Here is a 17,415-nt window from a genome sequence, read left to right as displayed (position 1 = left end):
GGCCCGAAAAGGGGAGCCCTGCTTATATGAGTCCTCTTTTCGGGTAATAGTTTAATAGAAAGGAAGGGTCTGATGACGAAAACAAAAATGAAAATAGAAAATGTACACAAGAGCTTTGACCACTCCTCCGTTTTACGTGGAATCACGACCTCAATCTCAGAAAAAGAGGCTACGGTTATTATTGGTCCAAGTGGGTCAGGAAAAAGCACTTTGTTACGCTGCCTTAATCGTTTGGAGTCCATTAATGAGGGAACGATCTATTTGGATGATCAATCCTTTATGGATATTCCCATTCAAAAACTAAGAACAAGAGTAGGCATGGTCTTTCAGAGTTTCAATCTTTTTCCTCATCTCAGTGTAATGAAGAACTTATTACTTGCTCCCACGAAGCTTCAAACAAGCAAGTCAAAAGATGAATTAATGGAGCTAGGATATTCCCTCCTTGACAAGGTAGGCATGAAGGAAAAAGCGGAATCTTATCCGGAGGAACTTTCTGGCGGCCAGCAGCAACGGGTCGCGATCGCAAGAGCACTCATGATGGAGCCCGAAGTAATGTTGTTTGATGAAGTAACGTCAGCCCTTGACCCAGAACGTGTTAACGATGTTCTTGAAACCATGAAGGATCTGGCTAAAAGCGGTATGACAATGGTAATCGTCACCCATGAAATGGGCTTTGCAAGAGAAGTGGGCGATAAAATCATCTTTATGGACCAGGGTGTCATTGTCGAAGAGGGGACACCAGAGGAAGTGTTTGGAAATTCTAAAGAAGATAGGACCAAAGCATTCCTAAGAAACGTATTGAAATAAATGAAAGGAAGGTGATAGACCGTTGAAATTTGATATTGCCTTTATCATAGACCAGCTGCCGTATTTAATGACAGGGCTGAAAATGACCTTATTATTAAGTTTTGCCAGCTTGGTTCTTTCACTTTTGATTGGCATAGCGGGTGCTGTTATTCGCATTTTGAAGGTGCCGATTCTTAGCCCCATTATCATCGGCTATGTGGAGCTCATTCGAAATACGCCATTGCTTGTTCAAATTTTCTTTTTATATTTTGGCCTTCCATTTATCGGATTGAAATTGTCAGGAACCGTAACGGGAATTGTTGCTCTTAGTTTATGGGGAGGAGCGTATGCCATCGAGAATTTCCGGGGGGGATTTAAATCTGTTTCAAAGAGTTTGAATGAGGCGGGATATTCTCTTGGTTTGAACACGTACCACGTGTATCGCCACATTATCATTCCAATTGGATTTCGAGTAAGTTTCCCGTCTTTTAGTAATACGGCCATGTCTGTCGTTAAAAACTCAAGCCTTTTGGCTGGTATTGGCGTTTTGGAATTGACCTTTACTGCACTCAATTCGGTTGCGGTTAGTTTCAAATATATCGAAATGTTTTTGTCATTAGGGATCATCTACCTCCTAATCGTCTGGGTTCTATCCTTTCTGTTTGCGTTAATTGAACGCAAATTAGATTTTAAACGCCGATCTGCCAAAAAGGCATTATCTAGTTTTAAAGAAATGGCAAATAAAACTTATGGAAAGGCAGGATGACTATGAATGCCATAATAGAAAGCTTGCCGTTTCTGTTAAAGGGATTTGGCTATACTGTTTGGCTGAGTATTTGCTGTGTTGTAGTGTCTGTTCTCGTTGGGGTGATCGTCGGAGTGTTACGGACACTTGAAAATACAGTTATTCGCTTAGCCAGTAAAATATTCATTGACGTATTTAGAGGTATCCCGACTTTAGTTGTTTTATTTTTAGTCTTTTTCCTGTTGCCGACCATAGGTTTTCAACTTCCTAACTTTTTGTCTGCTCTTATTGGATTAAGCCTTTGGGCGATTGCCAATGTTGCAGAAGCAGTCCGTGGATCCATCCAATCGATTCCAAAGACACAAACAGAAGTAAGCTATGCTCTTGGTTTAAATTATGTTGATACGATGATGTATGTCATTATCCCCCAGGCGACCAAGCGTGTGCTACCTTCTATTATTGGAGTTTTGACCAACTTGGTCCAATCCACTTCTTTGACTGTGCTAATCGGGAATGTGGAGTTTTTAAAGTCGGCTCAAATTACGATTGAGCGGATTACGATGATGGGCAGCAATAATACAGCCGTTTTTATGCTATATACACTAGTTTTAGCGGGGTATTTCATCATTTGTTATCCCCTTTCTCTATGGTCAAGAAATTTGGAAAATAGATTAAAAGTTTAATATTTAACTATCAAGGTAAGAAGTGATTTGAACATACCAAACAAATTAACCATATGCCCTACATGGGGAGTATTCAAACAGCTAACCAATTAACAGGAGGAATTAATAATGGATAAGATAAACATGCCTATAACAGGAATATGCTCATTTGCAAAATACCCTATTTGTGATGATTTAGAAAAACTAGATGCAGACATGGCGGTCCTTGGTGTACCTTATGATTTAGGGGTAGGATTTTTAACAGGATGCCGTTTTGGCCCGCGCCGCATAAGGGAGGTCTCCACTCATTATAGTCGTGGAGATGCAGGATTCTATGATCCGGAGCTTGATGAAGTATTTCTTGCAGCTCCACTTAAAATTGTAGATTGCGGTGATGCGGATGTCATTCATGGTGACATTCAAGAATCATTCAACCGTATCGAATGGGCTGTCCGCAAGATTCGGGAAAAGGGTGCCATACCAGCCATTATGGGCGGCGATCATTCCATTTCAATCCCGATTGCCCGCGCACTTGAACCAGAGGGATCGGTAACCGTGGTTCAGCTCGATGCGCACCTTGATTGGTCGGATGCTCCCGGAGGACAAAGATGGGGAAATGGAAGTCCTATGCGACGCATGTCTGAAATGGAGCATATCAAGGGGATGGCTCAAATCGGTTTGCGAGGATTAGGCAGCAGCCGGAAGGAAGACTTTGATGCTGCTAAGGAATTCAATAGTGTATTAATATCAGCTAAAGAATCCATGGAAATGGGGGTAGAAGGAATAATAGCTAAAATTCCAGAAGGCGATAAATATTATGTAACCATTGATATTGATTGCTTTGATATCTCTCTTGCCACGGGAACAGGATCACCATCACCAGGAGGCTTCTCCTTTGATTTTCTAAATGATATTTTAAAAGGATTGGCGAAAAAGGGAGAAATTGTATGCTTTGATTTAGTTGAAGTGGCTCCGCAATACGATCCGACCGGAGGGACGCCTCGTGTAGCAGCTATGACTATGTTAAACTTTATGGGGCATATATTAAAACATAAGGGAACGAGACAGAATAAATAACTGCCAGCAATGGGTCTGTAAAGAGGATGGTTATATGAAAAAGAAAAGAATCGGGGTTGTTGGGCCAGAAGATACTCAAAAATTGGTCTCACAAGTCTTGGAAGATACTAAGTACAACCTAGAAGTGATTCCCCTACAATATTCTAGTTTTGAAGAAACCATTGAAATTGTAAAAAAGAATTCAGCAATGGTGGACATTTGGCTTTTTACAGGGGAAATGACCTATAATATGGTAAAAGAAAAAGGCCTCATTGAAAATGGGTACTTTTTGGAATTAAGCGGGATGAGTCTTTCTACGGTTCTGCTTGATATAGCCTATAATTTTGGCTATAAATTGGAACGAGTCAGTTTCGACACTATTTCAGAAAATGAGTTGTTGGAAACGTACCAAGATCTATCCATTGAAAGCAGCCAAACTCAGTTGTTGCCATTTGTTTCTAGTCTAACTCACCAAGAAATTGTTTCCTTTCATACATCCTTATATGAACAAAAAAAGGTAGATGTTTGTGTTACAGCACTTCATTCTGTATACCAGGAGCTTCAAAATAAGCAGGTGCCATCTTTTCGTTTAGCTCCGACTAGAACATCAATTTTGAGGGCATTTGACCGTATTACTAAGAATGGCCAATTATCCCACTTTAAAAAGTCTCAAATTGCCGTGGTCATGATTCAAGTGGATGAACTATTTCATCTAAAAGGGGAAGGGCTAATGGCCTATGATGTGCACCAGTTGAATTTAAAATGCCAAGAAATTATTTTAGACTATACCAGAAAGATCTTTGGTTCCTTTTCTCAAAAGGGCGTAGGGACGTTTACCATTTTCTCTACTCGGGGAGAAATTGAAGCAAATGAATTGAGTGGGTTGAATCTGTTAGAAAAGTTAAGAATTTTGTCCGATTTGACCGTATCTATAGGGATTGGCTATGGGACTACATCCTTTTCTGCAGAGAAACATGCCAGCTTGGCACAATATCACGCTCAACAAAAGAATGGTCATATCATTGTAACGGTTGATGAGCAAGGTAAAATTCACGAGTTGACAAATCAAGATACTTCATTTGTTTATGGATATCGTACGGAAAATGAAGATTTAAGCAATAGGTTGGAGAAGGCAGGAGTGAATATATCGACATTCAATAAACTTTTATATATCCAAAGCCAATCCAATGTTAGTCTTACTGCATCTTCAGTTGCAGAGCAATTGGAGATGACATCTCGCAATGCACGAAGAATTTTGCTAGGTTTAGAAAAACATGGCCTTGCCAAAATTATAGGTCAAGAGACCCCCTTAACGAAGGGGCGCCCAAGATCTATTTATACAATATTATCTTCATGATAAGATTAGAGATTGCTAACTACATTTTGTAGTTAATCAATCTCTTTTTTTATTTACTTTTTATAGATATAGATGAAATTTGGATCTTTTGAGTCATAGCACTAAATTAATGTTCCTGTTTAATCCACAATTAATTTATATCGCAATATAGCCGCCAGCCCTGCGCCGTGCTTGAATTCACCAGATTTAACTAGGTTATTTAAATCTTTCATCGAGACTTTATGTACTTCAATTTGTTCGCTGTTATCTATGTTTTGCTTCGTTGCTGTTAACCCTGCAGCTGCAAATAAATGATGCATGGGGACGGTTCTCTTGCTTCATTTTTGGGCTGTTACTCAGACAAGCCTTTACGTTTATTAATCTTTTGAATATTGGTTTTTAAAAGATTAATAGTTTCTTTATGCTGGTTCATTTATAGGAATCGCTAAAGACTGTTCTACATCCACTCTTTTTCTGCTCCTAAACTCCAATTATACCCAGTGATTAAAACAAGGTTAGTTTCCTGCTATAATATGAAATAGGTAAAAAGGAATAGCCCTAGAGGCTCGTAATTAAAAATTAGGTTATTTTTCAGTCGGGAGACTTTTTTGTTAGTAGGAAATTGGAATAAAGGTTTAATTAGGAGGCTTATCTAGTGCTGTTTTTCATTGTTATGGCTGGTATATTATATTTTGCATTCGTCATTCTACCAAAGTTAGGTCAAGATTCAAAAGTGGAAAAGGGAAAACGAGTTGGAAACTATAAGCGTATAAATGACGTTGAAGGTATTCTTACAGTAGATAATAAAAAGATAAAAACTTATAACATTGGATCTCTTTTATTAGCTGAAAAAATAGGTTTTACTTTTTTTGAAAGTAGCAGGGAAGTTACCATTACGGATATTGAATTGTATGAGGAATCGCTCTATTCAAAAGCACCACAAGGTTTAAATTATATAGGTAAAGCAGATTATGCTATTCAATCATTAAAGAAGAAGTCTAATTTTGGCCAAATCGACCAATCGTTAGTTTTAGAAGCGGAAAGTATTGTTTTAGAGGTTGATATTCTAAATAAATATATTCGCAATGGAAATATAGTACATTCCGATGAAGAAGGTTTTTCATGGTTGAGTTATGGAGATCAGTCATCTGTTTTAATGCCTAGAGATCCTTCTTCAGAGTTTAAACAAATCAATGCTGTTGAAGGTTTACTTAAGGTGGGCGGAAAAGAAATTAAAACATATACAAATGGCATCCTAACATTAGGAAACCAAATTGATATTTTTTTCTTTGACGGACATGAAGAAATAATAGTACAGGATATTGCATATAAAGGCCAGTTGCTTTACCCGGACGCTCAAATAGGCTCTAGTATTGAAGAAAAAACTAAATATGCCATTCATTTATTAAAGCAATGGGAGAAAAAAGGTCAGATCTCACAATCTCTTATTTCTGAGGTTGAAGAAATACTGTTGGAAGTAAACATGTTAAATAGTTATTTGCAATCCGGTAATATATTAAGAGAAGCAGATGGTAGTTTTTATTGGCGAAATTACGGAAATAACGAAGTAACAGGAAATAAAGAAAGAAGCCGTAGCAACTTGAGTTCTGAACCATCTAGTAATCAAGCGTTAAATCGCAAAAAAATTTCAGCAGCCTCACTGAGAGTTAATGACAAGATCAAACTTAGTTCTGGAGAAGAACAAAAAATTACAGATATTAAAAAGAGCAGTACACCTGGCAGACTCATACTATTCTTTGGTACAAGAAGAGTTGTTGTTGAGTCTACAGATAACTACTTTCTGCAGAATGGTATATACATTCATGAAAATAAAGTAAATAATAATTTGAAAAAAGATGATGAATCAGCCATAAAAGATACGTCTTACACTAATAGTACGAGTCAAATAAAAGGTAATTCTAAAACAAGGTACGATTATGCAAAACAAAGATATTATGTAGATTCATTAGTAACTCCATTTCTTCCAGATTTATATAAACAATGTCGCCCTATATTAAAAGAAATGCTTGATAGGGTTCAGTGGACCTCTCGCGAAGAGTATAGGAAATTTTCAACATCGATGTTTGCCGACAGAATATACGAACAACATTTCTTCATGGCATTTGTTAATGGGTGGAAGCGCGGTTATTTTTCACTTGAACAAGTAGTTAATTATGAGAGAACATTGGATGAAGAAATAGAGGAAATCTATGAAACCGTGTTGGAGGATGCCCTTGAAACATATGAAATGAAAACAGCCTCACAGTTTCTCCATCTCACTGAAATGGTAAATGAATTAGGCTATGAATCTGGTACCAAGACGAATATAAGTGCACCGGTGTAGCCATGCACTAACCATGGGGATGGTTCGAGGTGCTGAAAGAGAGAGTGTATTGATTAGAGATTGGTTAACTACATATTGTAGTTAATCAATCTCTTTTTTTTATTGCGTGCCCAGCAAGCCGTTAATTGCTAATTGGTGAAAGTCCAATCTGAGTAAGTACCAAGACGCTCAGTAGCTGACAGGCAACTGGTGAAGAAACTCTAAGGTTGAAGCCCTGTGACAAAGTAACTCTCTAGCAGAGTGCGAGCAAACTAACAGGTTGTAACATTAAGTGATTCCTGCCGTCTCGTCAAAGGAACCCACCGTCGGTGGCTAAAGAGAAGTCGAGCCTTGAGTATATGGGCGAAGACCATGGAAGGTGTGAAGAACTTGGGAAAGCAGCACCAAGGAATCTCTCGGGGTAAGGGGAGCGACATGTTAGGAAAGTAATTAACGGAACTGGGGATACCCTCCTCGTCACTTTCATACGAAAGTAAAGCAGAAACCTATAAGTGTAAACGAAGTGGTGAATGGATGAGAGGGAGTCGGAGGGGGTCATAGTACCAATGATGACAATGACAACATAACATTGTCTAGGGAAGGACGGCAAAAGCCAATACCCTACTTCGTTCATATGTTGGAAGGAGGTAAGAGTCAGTGAATGCCAAGAAAATGGCTAACTACACCAATAAAGTAAAAGCTCAAGAACTCTGGAAGACGTTATATCTTTGTGCCAAGGAAAACACTAGCCGTAGATTTCATGCTTTATATGACAAAATTTATCGTCCTGATATCCTATGGGAAGCCTGGCAACGTGTGAAACGAAAGAAAGGCAGTGGGGGCGTAGATGGACAATCGATTGTAAATATCGTCGAGGAATACGGAGAGAAGAAGTTCTTGAACGAACTCTACCTAGAGTTGAAAGAGAACAGATATCATCCCAATCCAGTCCTAAGAACCTACATACCAAAGGATGACGGGAAGAAACGTCCATTAGGAATCCCAACCATTAAAGATAGAGTTGCACAAATGGCTACTAAGATGGTTATTGAACCTATTTTTGAGGCTGACTTTCATGATTGCTCATTTGGTTTTCGTCCTAAACGTAATGCTCATCAAGCCATGGCAAAGATACGAAAAGCGAGTAAGAAATGTTTTTGGGTAGTAGACGTCGATATCCAAGGATATTTTGATAACATCAACCAAGATAAATTGATGAAATTGGTCGAACAACGTATCAGTGACCGCAGAGTTCTAAAGCTAATTCGTAAGTGGCTGAAGGCGGGCATCATGGAAGAAGGTAAGATTAGAAATCCGATTTCTGGAACACCGCAAGGTGGTGTTATCTCCCCGCTGTTAGCGAATATCTATTTAAACACAATGGATAAAATTTGGGAGAAGCGATTTAATCATTTAGGTGAACTGGTCAGGTATGCGGATGACTTCGTCATCATGTGCAACACTAAACAACATGCACTTAAAAGCATTAAAGTTATTCAAGCAATAATGGGAAAACTGGACCTTTCAATTAATCGAGATAAATCAAGATTGGTTCATCTTTGGGATGATATAGAGGGTTTTGACTTCTTAGGATTTCATAATAGGAAGTTTCCAATCCGTCGGAAAGGCGGTTACACATTATTTGTGATGTCACACATCCCGAAAAAGAACGCAATGAAGAAAATGCGTGCAAAAATTAAGGCATACACTGAGCCAAGGGCAAAATTGTACATGGATATTCATGACTTGGTGATCGGATTAAACAAGAAACTACAAGGTTTCAAAAATTACTATCTCATATCACTTAATGCAAAGAAATGGCTTAATCGGATTGATTGGTATGTGTTAGAACGCCTAACATTATTCTATAACAAGAAAAGAAATAGTCGTATGAAACATGGGAATTTAATAGACGTACGAAAAGAAATTGGTCATTTATTAGTGAAATTGGCTAGTTAGTCTCCGTAAAGCCAAAGAAAGAAGAACGTCGGAAAGCCGTATGAGGGAAAACTTCACGTACGGTTTGATGAGGAGGAACTGAAAGTAAAAGAGATAGCCGAAAGGCTATCCCTCTGAAATCAGTTTCTTACTCTACTACTTTTTATAGAAATAGATGAAATTTGGATCTTTTGAGTCATAGCACTAAATTAATGTTCCTGTTTAATCCACAATTAATTTATATCGCAAAATAGCCGCCAGCCCTGCGCCGTGCTTGAATTCACCAGATTTAACTAGGTTATTTAAATCTTTCATCGAGACTTTATGTACTTCAATTTGTTCGCTGTTATCTAGGTTTTGCTTCGTTGCTGTTAACCCTGCAGCTGCAAATAAATGAATCTCCTCGCTTGTAGAGCCTGGAGAAGGGTAGAAGCTTCCTAGATCCAGCCAATGCTCAGCTTTGTTGCCTGTTTCTTCTTCTAGTTCCCTTTTTGCCGTTTCCAGAGGAGTAGGGTCGTGATCGTCAATCATTCCCGCTGGCAGCTCCCATTGCCAGCTTTTCATGGCGTGGCGATATAGTTTTATACAGAGGATTTCATTGTTATCCGTAATCGGGAGGATACACACACCTTTAGCAAAATCTATATAGGAAAACGCCTTTTCCTCCCCATTTGGGAGAACGACCTGATCCATTGTTATTTGAAAACGGTCTACCTTATCCTTAGTTGAACTTTTAACTTTCCAAGCCATAGTAACCACCTCATGTTGATAATTATTAAAACCATTTTACACGGATTCCAATAGAAAAACATAATTTTAACGAAACAAGCTGTTAATTGGAGATTTTCTGGAAGGTGCCTGTCACTCAATGTCCAGTTTATATATGTTTCTTCGACAAAACCGATACCGGTTAATCGCCCCCCCGAAAAAGGCAGAGGATTTCTGCGTTCAAATCGTGGACCCAGACCAGCCGGAAGTGTCTTTTTTCTCCTGATTATGCATTGGGAGTAAGCCTAGGCAGGAAGTGATTAAGCAAACCGTCGGTGCGCGAGGTGACCGGACCGTGGGGGAGGTCCTTGTGGTCTAATTTGAACCTTCCCCGTGCCTATACTGTAATTTTACCTAGCAACTACAAAAGTAAAGATAAAAAAGTACTATTATTTTTAAAGAGATTTACTAGAGTGTGTTAAACAATTAAAGATACTTTAAAGAGATTGTAAATATTCCCTTTTCGATATTTTAATAGTCTATTATTAAAACTAATCAAACTTCTTCCTGTCATTGGAAATGGAAAGGGGATTTTTTATGTTAAATCGACAAAAAACAAAACAGAAACTAGGTGTGAAGCTAAAATGCTTGGCAGCCGCTGCTGCCCTTGGGATTTCCCTTACCGCTGTCAGCCCTGTTTCCTCAGCGTTCGCAAAAACTGAAGAGAAGCCAAAGTTTACAATTGGGGTTGTTCCGGATATTCAGTACTGTGACTGTAACGACAACGGAACCCGCTTTTACCGCAACTCTATTGACAAGCTGATGGAGGCCTCACAAACATTTAACGAGCAAGATGTAGATTTTACGATGCAAACCGGTGATTTAATCGACCGTAATCTTTCCAGCTTCTCAACCATCCTTCCATACTTCAATACGATTGAGGGTCCGAAATATCATCTGCTTGGTAACCATGACTTTCCTGTATATACAGACCAAGTCACTGATATACTAGAAATGCCGAATCAATATTATGATTTCAAATACAAGAACTGGCGGTTTATCGCGCTTGACACCAATGACCTTAGCCTTTACGCCAATCCTGCAGGATCTGAAAAATATCAACAGGCCCAAGATATGTATAATTCGTTAAAGGAAAAGAACGCAATCAACGCCCAAACCTGGAATGGTGGAGTCAGCGAAGAGCAGCTAACATGGCTTCGCGATGTGCTCAAAAAAGCGGCTCAAGCCCATGAAAAAGTTGTTGTGTTCTCCCATATGCCAGTTTACCCTGCCAATGAGCATAATGTGTGGAATTCCGATGCCGTCATGGCAGAACTCGAGGCAGCCGGCAATGTGGTTGCATACATTAATGGACATAACCATGCAGGGAATTATGGTTATAAAAATGGGATTCACTATTTAAACCTTAAGGGAATGGTAGATACGGCTGATACAAATGCATATTCTATTTTAAAGGTTTACAAAGACCGTATAGAAGTAGATGGCTTTGGACGTGAAACCGATCGTACGTTAACAATCCGCTAGGAAAGTAACTAATTCTATCAATCATCTTTCTATTAAAGGTAGAGAGAACAAAAAGAAGTTGGTTGTATAACCAGCTTCTTTTTGACGTTTTACATCTTCAAATAATCCTAGTTAACAATGGAGAATACGGAAAATTATCTGGAAGTTTCCTGTCGCTCCATTTCATAAACGTCCATAAATGCCCTTGCCACCAGACTCAAGTAACGCTCTTTCAAATAAGCAAATACCACTGTTCGAGTCGGGTGTGATTGAAGCGGAATATACTATGGATTAAAATCATCTTTGGTACAATTGTCACTCCCAATCCGGATGCGACGAGAGATTGAGCTGTCTCGATATTGCTAGTTTCGAAATCAATTTCCGGCTGAAATCCGCTGTCTGCACAGAGATCTAACACAATCCGCCGAAAGCCGAATCCCTGTTTTAATAAATATAAACGGTGAGCAGGACAACTCCGCCAAAGGAACTGTTCTCTCCGAGACTTGGTCATTTTCATCTGCAGAACGAACGATACGGCGAATTTGTTCCGACATTCAGTCTTTTTCTTCCCGTGGAACCGCAAACAGCAATGGTTCTGTCAGCATCAGACGAGTGGCCAAATATAAATAAATATTTGTATTTATAAAGATTTACCCAACAGGCATTACTCAATCTTATTTAAGATTAATTTTCCTAAAAAAAGGTTACTATCATATTTATAGTGAAGCAATAAAGGAGAGGACTATGGAAATTACAATTAGAAAAGTAGATAAGGAAGACGTTTGGGAATTAAGGCATCAAGTTATGTGGCCGGAAAAGCCCTTTGACTATATAAAATTAGATGATGATGATCTAGGTATTCATTATGGTCTTTTTAAAGGGTCTATTTTGATTTCGGTCATCTCCCTTTTTATCAACAATGGAGTATGTCAGTTCCGCAAATTTGCCACTCTTGAACAAGAACAAGGTAAGGGCTACGGAAGCACTTTGTTGGACTATGTTATAAAGGAAGCACAGAACAATGATGTGAAGAAAATCTGGTGTAACGCCAGACAAAACAAAGTCAATTTTTATAAAAAATTCGGCTTAAAAGAAACAAACTCCAGCTTTATAAAACAGGGTAAATCCTACGTGATCATGGAGAAATATTTGTAGCCATTGAGGGGACAAAAGCAATCTTTTTGAAAGAATAATCCCAAAACTCCAAGAGATAATAAATAGGTAATCTATGTTATTAAGTCCCATTTAAAAAAATCAGAGAGGAAATTTAACATGACAAAAGTGGCTATTTTAATTGGTAGTCTTCGGAAAGAATCTTTTTCAAAAAAACTTGCAGCAAATGTTGCCCCTCTATTTCCCGAAGGATATAATCCGGAAATTGTAGAAATAGGAAACTTGGCTTTATATAATCAGGATTATGACGATGAAAACAACGCTCCATCAGAATATGCTACCTTCCGTAAAAAGATGAAAGAAATGGATGCCGTTTTATTTGTTACTCCTGAATATAACCGTTCTGTACCAGCTGTATTAAAGAACGCATTGGATGTTGGTTCTCGCCCTTATGGTGAAAGTGTATGGGATCGTAAACCAGCCGCCATTATCAGCCAATCTCCTGGTAAATTGAGTGGTTTTGGTGCTAATCACCATTTACGTCAACCACTAGTATTCTTAAATATGCCAACACTTCAACAACCTGAAGCTTATATTGGAAATGTAGCTGATCTACTGGATGAAGGTGGCAAGATTAAAGATGAAGGAACGGTTAAATTTCTGCAATCCTTCGTAGATGCGTTCGTCGATATGATTAAGAGACATCAAGCATAACTAAATAAATACAGAAGGCATCGAGAAAAGATGCCTTTTCTTTATGTTATCTACATATTGAGCTCCTGCAAAATTATGCAAGTCCCTCTCGTTCTTTTATTGAATAGTTTTCAACAAATAAGAAAAGCTTAAAGTAGTAAAAACCTAAAATGAAACGAGGGAAAATTCAGTGCCTGCAAACAATAGCTCACCTATTACAGTCAATGCCTATATTAATGGGCAAAATGTTGAGTCGAGTAAGCATATTCCACGAGAAAATCCAGCGAATCCGGATGAAATTGTAGGATATTATCCGGACAATACACTTGAGGAAGCAAAAGCAGCAATTGATGCTGCTGCGGAGGCATTTAAAACCTGGTCCAAGACTTCTGTTGATGAAAGAATCAGCATGATGAAGTCAGCTTCCGAAAAAATCAAAGCAAAAATGGATGAACTCAGTGTTCTTTTAGCTCGTGAGCACGGGAAGCCTTTGTATGATGCCAAGGGTGAAATCACGATTTCAACGATCTGGATGGATTATCAAAGCGGCATCGTCAAGGAACAAATTAAAGACTACGTCTTTGAGGATGAAAACGGAAGGGTGATTGTCGCGCATGACCCGGTTGGGGTTGTTGGTGCGATCACTCCATGGAACTATCCAATTATATTATCATTAGTAAAAGTCGTCCCGGCTTTGCTCTGCGGGAACACGATGGTCGTCAAACCTTCTCCGTTTGCGCCATTTGCGATTCATAAAATTATAGAAATCATTGCTGCTGAATTTCCTAAAGGTGTCCTTAACATCGTGCATGGCGGAGGTGAAGTTGGCGCGGAACTTACCTCCAATCCTAAAATACTGAAGGTTGCCTTTACCGGAGGTACGAAAACCGGGTCAACCATTATGAAAGCTGCCGCAGACACCATAAAAAAAATCACCCTGGAGTTAGGTGGCAATGATCCGGGGATTGTTCTGGAAGACTTTGATCTTAATGATGAAAAAGCTTTACGGCGCATGGTCATCGCAAACTTCCTCACCGGCGGTCAAATTTGTATGATTGCAAAGCGAGTCTACGTTCATCGCTCAATTTATGATGAATTTGTCAAAAAATACATTGAGGCGGCAAATAAATGGATTCGCATAGGAGATCCACTCAACCCCGAGGTTACAGTTGGACCCGTCAATAATTCAAAACAAGTTCAATTTGTTCAAAGTCTCGTGGATGATGCGAAAAATAATGGCTGTGAGATCATTAAGCTAGGAAGAATTGTTGATGAAGAGCTCTTTAACAAGGGCTACTTTTTACAGCCGACACTGGTCCTGGGGGCCGATTACAATAGCCGCATTGTATTAGAAGAGCAATTTGGTCCAGCTGTTCCGATCTTGCCTTATGATTCCGAGGAACAAGCGATTGCAGAAGCAAATAAAATTGAGTATGGCCTTACTTCTTCTGTCTGGGGTGAAGAAGAACACGCCATTCGGGTTGCGCGCCAAATTCAGGCAGGTGTTACCATGATTAATACCGCCGCTTTACAAGGATTTGATATCCGCTTTCCATTTGGCGGCGTGAAGCAATCCGGTATTGGCCGGGAGTTCGGTCCGGGGTCATTCGTCGCTTATACAGAAGAACATGTCTTAACTGTTCCTAAAAGTGGTGACTTGCCCTATATTCCGGAATAATGAGCCTTTGACCAAGTAACGAAAATGGGGGAAAGGGAAAATTTTTAGCACCTATATTTCGTTTGATTGGATTAGAAAACATATGGAGCCAGATTTGTAAAGGTGTATCATTCGGTGCATCTTTTTTGTTTTATGGTACCGGATTTTGCGATTCATAAACGTCCATGAATGCCCTTGCCGCCAGACTTAGATAACGCTCTTTTAAATAAGCAAATACAACAGTTCGAGTCGGGTGTGATTGAAGTGGTATATACAACGGGTTAAAATTTGCATGTTGCCGCATGACCATTTTTGGAACAATTGTCACTCCCAATCCGGATGCGACAAGGGATTGAGCTGTCTCAATATTGCTTGTTTCGAAATCAATTTGCGGCTGAAATCCGCTGTCAGCGCAGAGATCCAACACAATCCGCCGAAAGCCGAATCCCTGTTTTAATAAGATAAACGTTGAGCAGGACATCTCTGCCAAAGGAACTGTTCCCTCCGTGACTTGGTCATGTTCAGCCGCAGAACGAACGAAATGGCGGATTTGTTCCGACATCCAGTCTTTTTCTTCTCGTGGAACAGCAAGCAGCAATGGTTCTGTCAGCATCAGACGAGTGGCCAACTGGTTATTTTCTATCGGTAAAGGCAAAATCGACAGGTCCACTTCACCCCGAGTTGTTAAATTTTCTAATTCCTCGGTTGATTCCTCAATAAGACGCACCTTCATTTGCGGGTATTGCTTCAGAAAGTTTTTTATTAGCAATGGCAGCACGTGACCACCTGTGACGGCAGGAGCACCGATTGTCAATTCAGATCCGATGCCCTCATTATTTTCGCGCATCTCACGTAAAAGGTCGTCGTGCTGCCTTAAGATCTGCTGCGCTTTCTCAATGAAACGTATGCCTTCAGGTGTTGGAATAACTCCTCCTTGTCCGCGTGCAAATAAACGGACCCCGATTTCCTTTTCAAGCTTTTGGATTTGCTGGCTCAACGACGGCTGGGCGATATGTAAACTGTCGGCTGCTTTTGTAAAACTTTTTTTTCGATAGATCTCCACTGCATACTGTAATAAGCGTATCTCCATCTATACCAACTCCATAGTTTAAATCTATGACTTTCATAGATTATATATCTTAGACGAATACGTGTCTATTCGCTAATATACATGTAAGAACAGGTTAATTTTAGGGGGAATGAACGATGGCAGATGCGAAAAATACGGTCCAGCAGCAGTTTGCAAAAAATCCCGAGAAATACCGGGACGAGAAGCTGTTTGCTGCAGGTCAGGAACTGGACGTAATGGTTAAAGCAGTAACGTTAACAGGTGAGGAAAACGTACTCGATATAGGCACAGCTGCCGGGCATACGGCGCTCGCCTTTGCACCGTTCGTTAAGAAGTGCATGGGAGTCGACATCACGGAAGAAATGGTGAAGGTGGCGACAGATTATGCGAAGGAACGAGGTTGCGAAAATGTAACATTCCAGCAGGCAGACGCCGAGTCTCTCCCTTTTCCTGATGCAATGTTTGATATCGTTACTTGCCGTTATGCAGCCCATCACTTTCCAAATGTACGAAAAGCGGTGAAAGAAATTTCTCGTGTTCTGAAGAAGGGAGGGCATTTTTTACTTGTTGATCATTACGCCCCGGAGGACAAGGTTCTCGATCATTTCATCAACACAGTAAATAAGCTCCGCGATCCCTCACAAGTACGTGAAAGCTCCCTTTCTGAATGGCGGGAAATGTTTGTTGAAAACTCATTATATTATTCGGAGCGATTAAAGTGGAATTTGCCCCTTGAATACGCTAGCTGGATTGAAAGGGCAGGTACATCAGCTGACGCACAAAAGAAAATTCTATCGATACTCGAGAACGCCACGCCAATATGCAGGGATACATTTCAAATTACCTTCAATGAGGAGGGGGTTCCACAGGATTTTTGCCTGAAAGCGGTATTGTTGCATGGGGTTAAAGGGGAATGAGAATTGGGGGCCGTCCAATTCTGCCCGTGAGTGTCAGAAAAGTAATGCCCCGGTAAAAATAAGCGGTCTATTCTGCCCGTGAGCGCCAGGAAAGTAGGGCCTCGGTAAAAATAAGCGGTCTATTTTACCCGTGAGTGCCAGAAAAGTAGGGCCCTGGTAAAAATAAGCGGTCTATTCTGCCCGTGAGTGCCAGAAAAGAAGGGTGTTGGTAAATATAGGTGGTCTATTCTGCCCGTGAGTGCTAGAAAAGTAGGGGGCCGGTAAAAATAAGCAGTCTATTTTGCCCGTGAGCGCTAGAAAAGTAGGGCCCTGGTAAAAATAAGCGGTCTATTTTACCCGTGAGCGCCAGAAAAGAAGGGCATCGGTAAAAATAAGCGGTTTATTTTTCCCGTGAGTGCCAGAAAAGAAGGGCCGTGGTAAAAATAAGCGATCTATTCTGCCTGTGAGCGCTAGAAAAGTAGGGGGCCGGTAAAAATAAGCGATCTATTCTGCCCGTGAGCGCCAGGAAAGTAGGGCACCGGTAAAAATAAGCGATCTATTCTGCCTGTGAGCGCTAGAAAAGTAGGGGGCCGGTAAAAATAAGCGATCTATTCTGCCCGTGAGCGCCAGGAAAGTAGCCCACCGGTAAAAATAAGCGCTACTATTCTTCCTGAGAGCTCAAGAATAGCAGCGCTTCAGCTTCTTAAGATGCATTTTTCAGTGGTCACGGACGGTTCCTGTGCTTCGATTTTAATTGCATTAAATTCCTTGAGCGACAAAAGTCATGATTGTTATCCTGTTATCTTCTCGATTACTCTATCGACGTAGGCATTTGGTTCTATTTATTTATTATTATCAAAATTTTACAGATTAGTAGTTTATTGATAACTATAATCGTGTTATTATTTT

General features: G+C 39.9%; 16 protein-coding genes. 12 read left to right on the top strand and 4 right to left on the bottom strand.

Annotation, left to right across the window (positions count from 1 at the left end; genetic code table 11):
• Positions 1 to 72 precede the first annotated feature (72 nt).
• The 5 genes from QNN06_RS29865 (at position 73) to QNN06_RS29845 (ending at position 4,606) form a co-directional block, all read left to right on the top strand.
• Positions 73 to 807 carry an amino acid ABC transporter ATP-binding protein gene (locus tag QNN06_RS29865; protein WP_284036628.1) on the top strand — a complete coding sequence of 245 codons (735 nt, stop codon included), beginning with the start codon at positions 73 to 75 and terminating at the stop codon, positions 805 to 807.
• Positions 808 to 829: 22 nt separating this feature from the next.
• Positions 830 to 1,552, top strand: coding sequence for an amino acid ABC transporter permease (locus tag QNN06_RS29860; RefSeq protein WP_284036627.1), 723 nt, complete (start codon positions 830 to 832; stop codon positions 1,550 to 1,552).
• Positions 1,553 to 1,554: 2 nt separating this feature from the next.
• Positions 1,555 to 2,214 (top strand): amino acid ABC transporter permease, encoded by a 660-nt coding sequence (locus tag QNN06_RS29855; RefSeq protein ID WP_284036626.1) that lies wholly within the window; start codon positions 1,555 to 1,557, stop codon positions 2,212 to 2,214.
• Positions 2,215 to 2,322: 108 nt separating this feature from the next.
• The gene (gene speB / locus QNN06_RS29850; RefSeq protein ID WP_284036625.1) at positions 2,323 to 3,270 is read left to right on the top strand and encodes an agmatinase; all 948 of its coding nucleotides are present in this window, start codon (positions 2,323 to 2,325) and stop codon (positions 3,268 to 3,270) included.
• A 34-nt stretch (positions 3,271 to 3,304) separates the two neighbouring features.
• Complete coding sequence (locus QNN06_RS29845; RefSeq protein ID WP_284036624.1) at positions 3,305 to 4,606, top strand: hypothetical protein; 1,302 nt, start codon at positions 3,305 to 3,307, stop codon at positions 4,604 to 4,606.
• 119 nt (positions 4,607 to 4,725) lie between these two features.
• On the opposite strand, the gene QNN06_RS29840 is transcribed toward QNN06_RS29845, so the two are convergent.
• Positions 4,726 to 4,905 carry an NUDIX hydrolase gene (locus QNN06_RS29840; protein WP_284036623.1) on the bottom strand — a complete coding sequence of 60 codons (180 nt, stop codon included), beginning with the start codon at positions 4,903 to 4,905 and terminating at the stop codon, positions 4,726 to 4,728.
• Between the two features lie 335 nt (positions 4,906 to 5,240).
• Between QNN06_RS29840 and QNN06_RS29835 the strand changes: the two genes are divergently transcribed.
• On the top strand, positions 5,241 to 6,929 hold the full coding sequence (locus QNN06_RS29835) for a hypothetical protein (protein WP_284036622.1): 1,689 nt from the start codon (positions 5,241 to 5,243) through the stop codon (positions 6,927 to 6,929).
• A 636-nt stretch (positions 6,930 to 7,565) separates the two neighbouring features.
• Complete coding sequence (gene ltrA / locus QNN06_RS29830) at positions 7,566 to 8,867, top strand: group II intron reverse transcriptase/maturase (protein WP_213116059.1); 1,302 nt, start codon at positions 7,566 to 7,568, stop codon at positions 8,865 to 8,867.
• Between the two features lie 201 nt (positions 8,868 to 9,068).
• Here ltrA and QNN06_RS29825 read toward each other — a convergent pair whose 3' ends face one another.
• Positions 9,069 to 9,596 (bottom strand): NUDIX hydrolase, encoded by a 528-nt coding sequence (locus QNN06_RS29825; protein ID WP_284036621.1) that lies wholly within the window; start codon positions 9,594 to 9,596, stop codon positions 9,069 to 9,071.
• A gap of 555 nt (positions 9,597 to 10,151) precedes the next feature.
• On the opposite strand from QNN06_RS29825, the gene QNN06_RS29820 reads away from it, so the two are divergent.
• Positions 10,152 to 11,099: a metallophosphoesterase gene (locus QNN06_RS29820; protein ID WP_284036620.1), complete on the top strand. Its 948-nt coding sequence runs from the start codon at positions 10,152 to 10,154 to the stop codon at positions 11,097 to 11,099.
• Between the two features lie 211 nt (positions 11,100 to 11,310).
• On the opposite strand, the gene QNN06_RS31515 is transcribed toward QNN06_RS29820, so the two are convergent.
• The gene (locus QNN06_RS31515) at positions 11,311 to 11,589 is read right to left on the bottom strand and encodes a LysR substrate-binding domain-containing protein (RefSeq protein WP_481819232.1); all 279 of its coding nucleotides are present in this window, start codon (positions 11,587 to 11,589) and stop codon (positions 11,311 to 11,313) included.
• A gap of 233 nt (positions 11,590 to 11,822) precedes the next feature.
• Between QNN06_RS31515 and QNN06_RS29815 the strand changes: the two genes are divergently transcribed.
• From QNN06_RS29815 to QNN06_RS29805, 3 genes are all read left to right on the top strand, one after another.
• The gene (locus tag QNN06_RS29815) at positions 11,823 to 12,233 is read left to right on the top strand and encodes a GNAT family N-acetyltransferase (protein WP_481819231.1); all 411 of its coding nucleotides are present in this window, start codon (positions 11,823 to 11,825) and stop codon (positions 12,231 to 12,233) included.
• Between the two features lie 117 nt (positions 12,234 to 12,350).
• Complete coding sequence (locus QNN06_RS29810) at positions 12,351 to 12,905, top strand: NADPH-dependent FMN reductase (protein WP_284036619.1); 555 nt, start codon at positions 12,351 to 12,353, stop codon at positions 12,903 to 12,905.
• Positions 12,906 to 13,074: 169 nt separating this feature from the next.
• A complete protein-coding gene (locus QNN06_RS29805; protein ID WP_284036618.1) occupies positions 13,075 to 14,562 on the top strand; it encodes an aldehyde dehydrogenase family protein in 1,488 nt (495 codons plus the stop codon).
• Positions 14,563 to 14,692: 130 nt separating this feature from the next.
• Here QNN06_RS29805 and QNN06_RS29800 read toward each other — a convergent pair whose 3' ends face one another.
• The gene (locus QNN06_RS29800) at positions 14,693 to 15,631 is read right to left on the bottom strand and encodes a LysR family transcriptional regulator (protein WP_284036617.1); all 939 of its coding nucleotides are present in this window, start codon (positions 15,629 to 15,631) and stop codon (positions 14,693 to 14,695) included.
• Between the two features lie 116 nt (positions 15,632 to 15,747).
• Between QNN06_RS29800 and QNN06_RS29795 the strand changes: the two genes are divergently transcribed.
• A complete protein-coding gene (locus QNN06_RS29795; protein WP_284036616.1) occupies positions 15,748 to 16,527 on the top strand; it encodes a class I SAM-dependent methyltransferase in 780 nt (259 codons plus the stop codon).
• Positions 16,528 to 17,415: the final 888 nt, after the last annotated feature.

The sequence above is a fragment of the Neobacillus sp. 114 genome (assembly GCF_030127045.1).
GTDB lineage: Bacteria > Bacillota > Bacilli > Bacillales > Cytobacillaceae > Neobacillus > Neobacillus rhizophilus.
The sequence above is the reverse complement of the archived record's forward strand: the minus strand, read 5'-3'. Positions and strand labels throughout refer to the sequence as shown.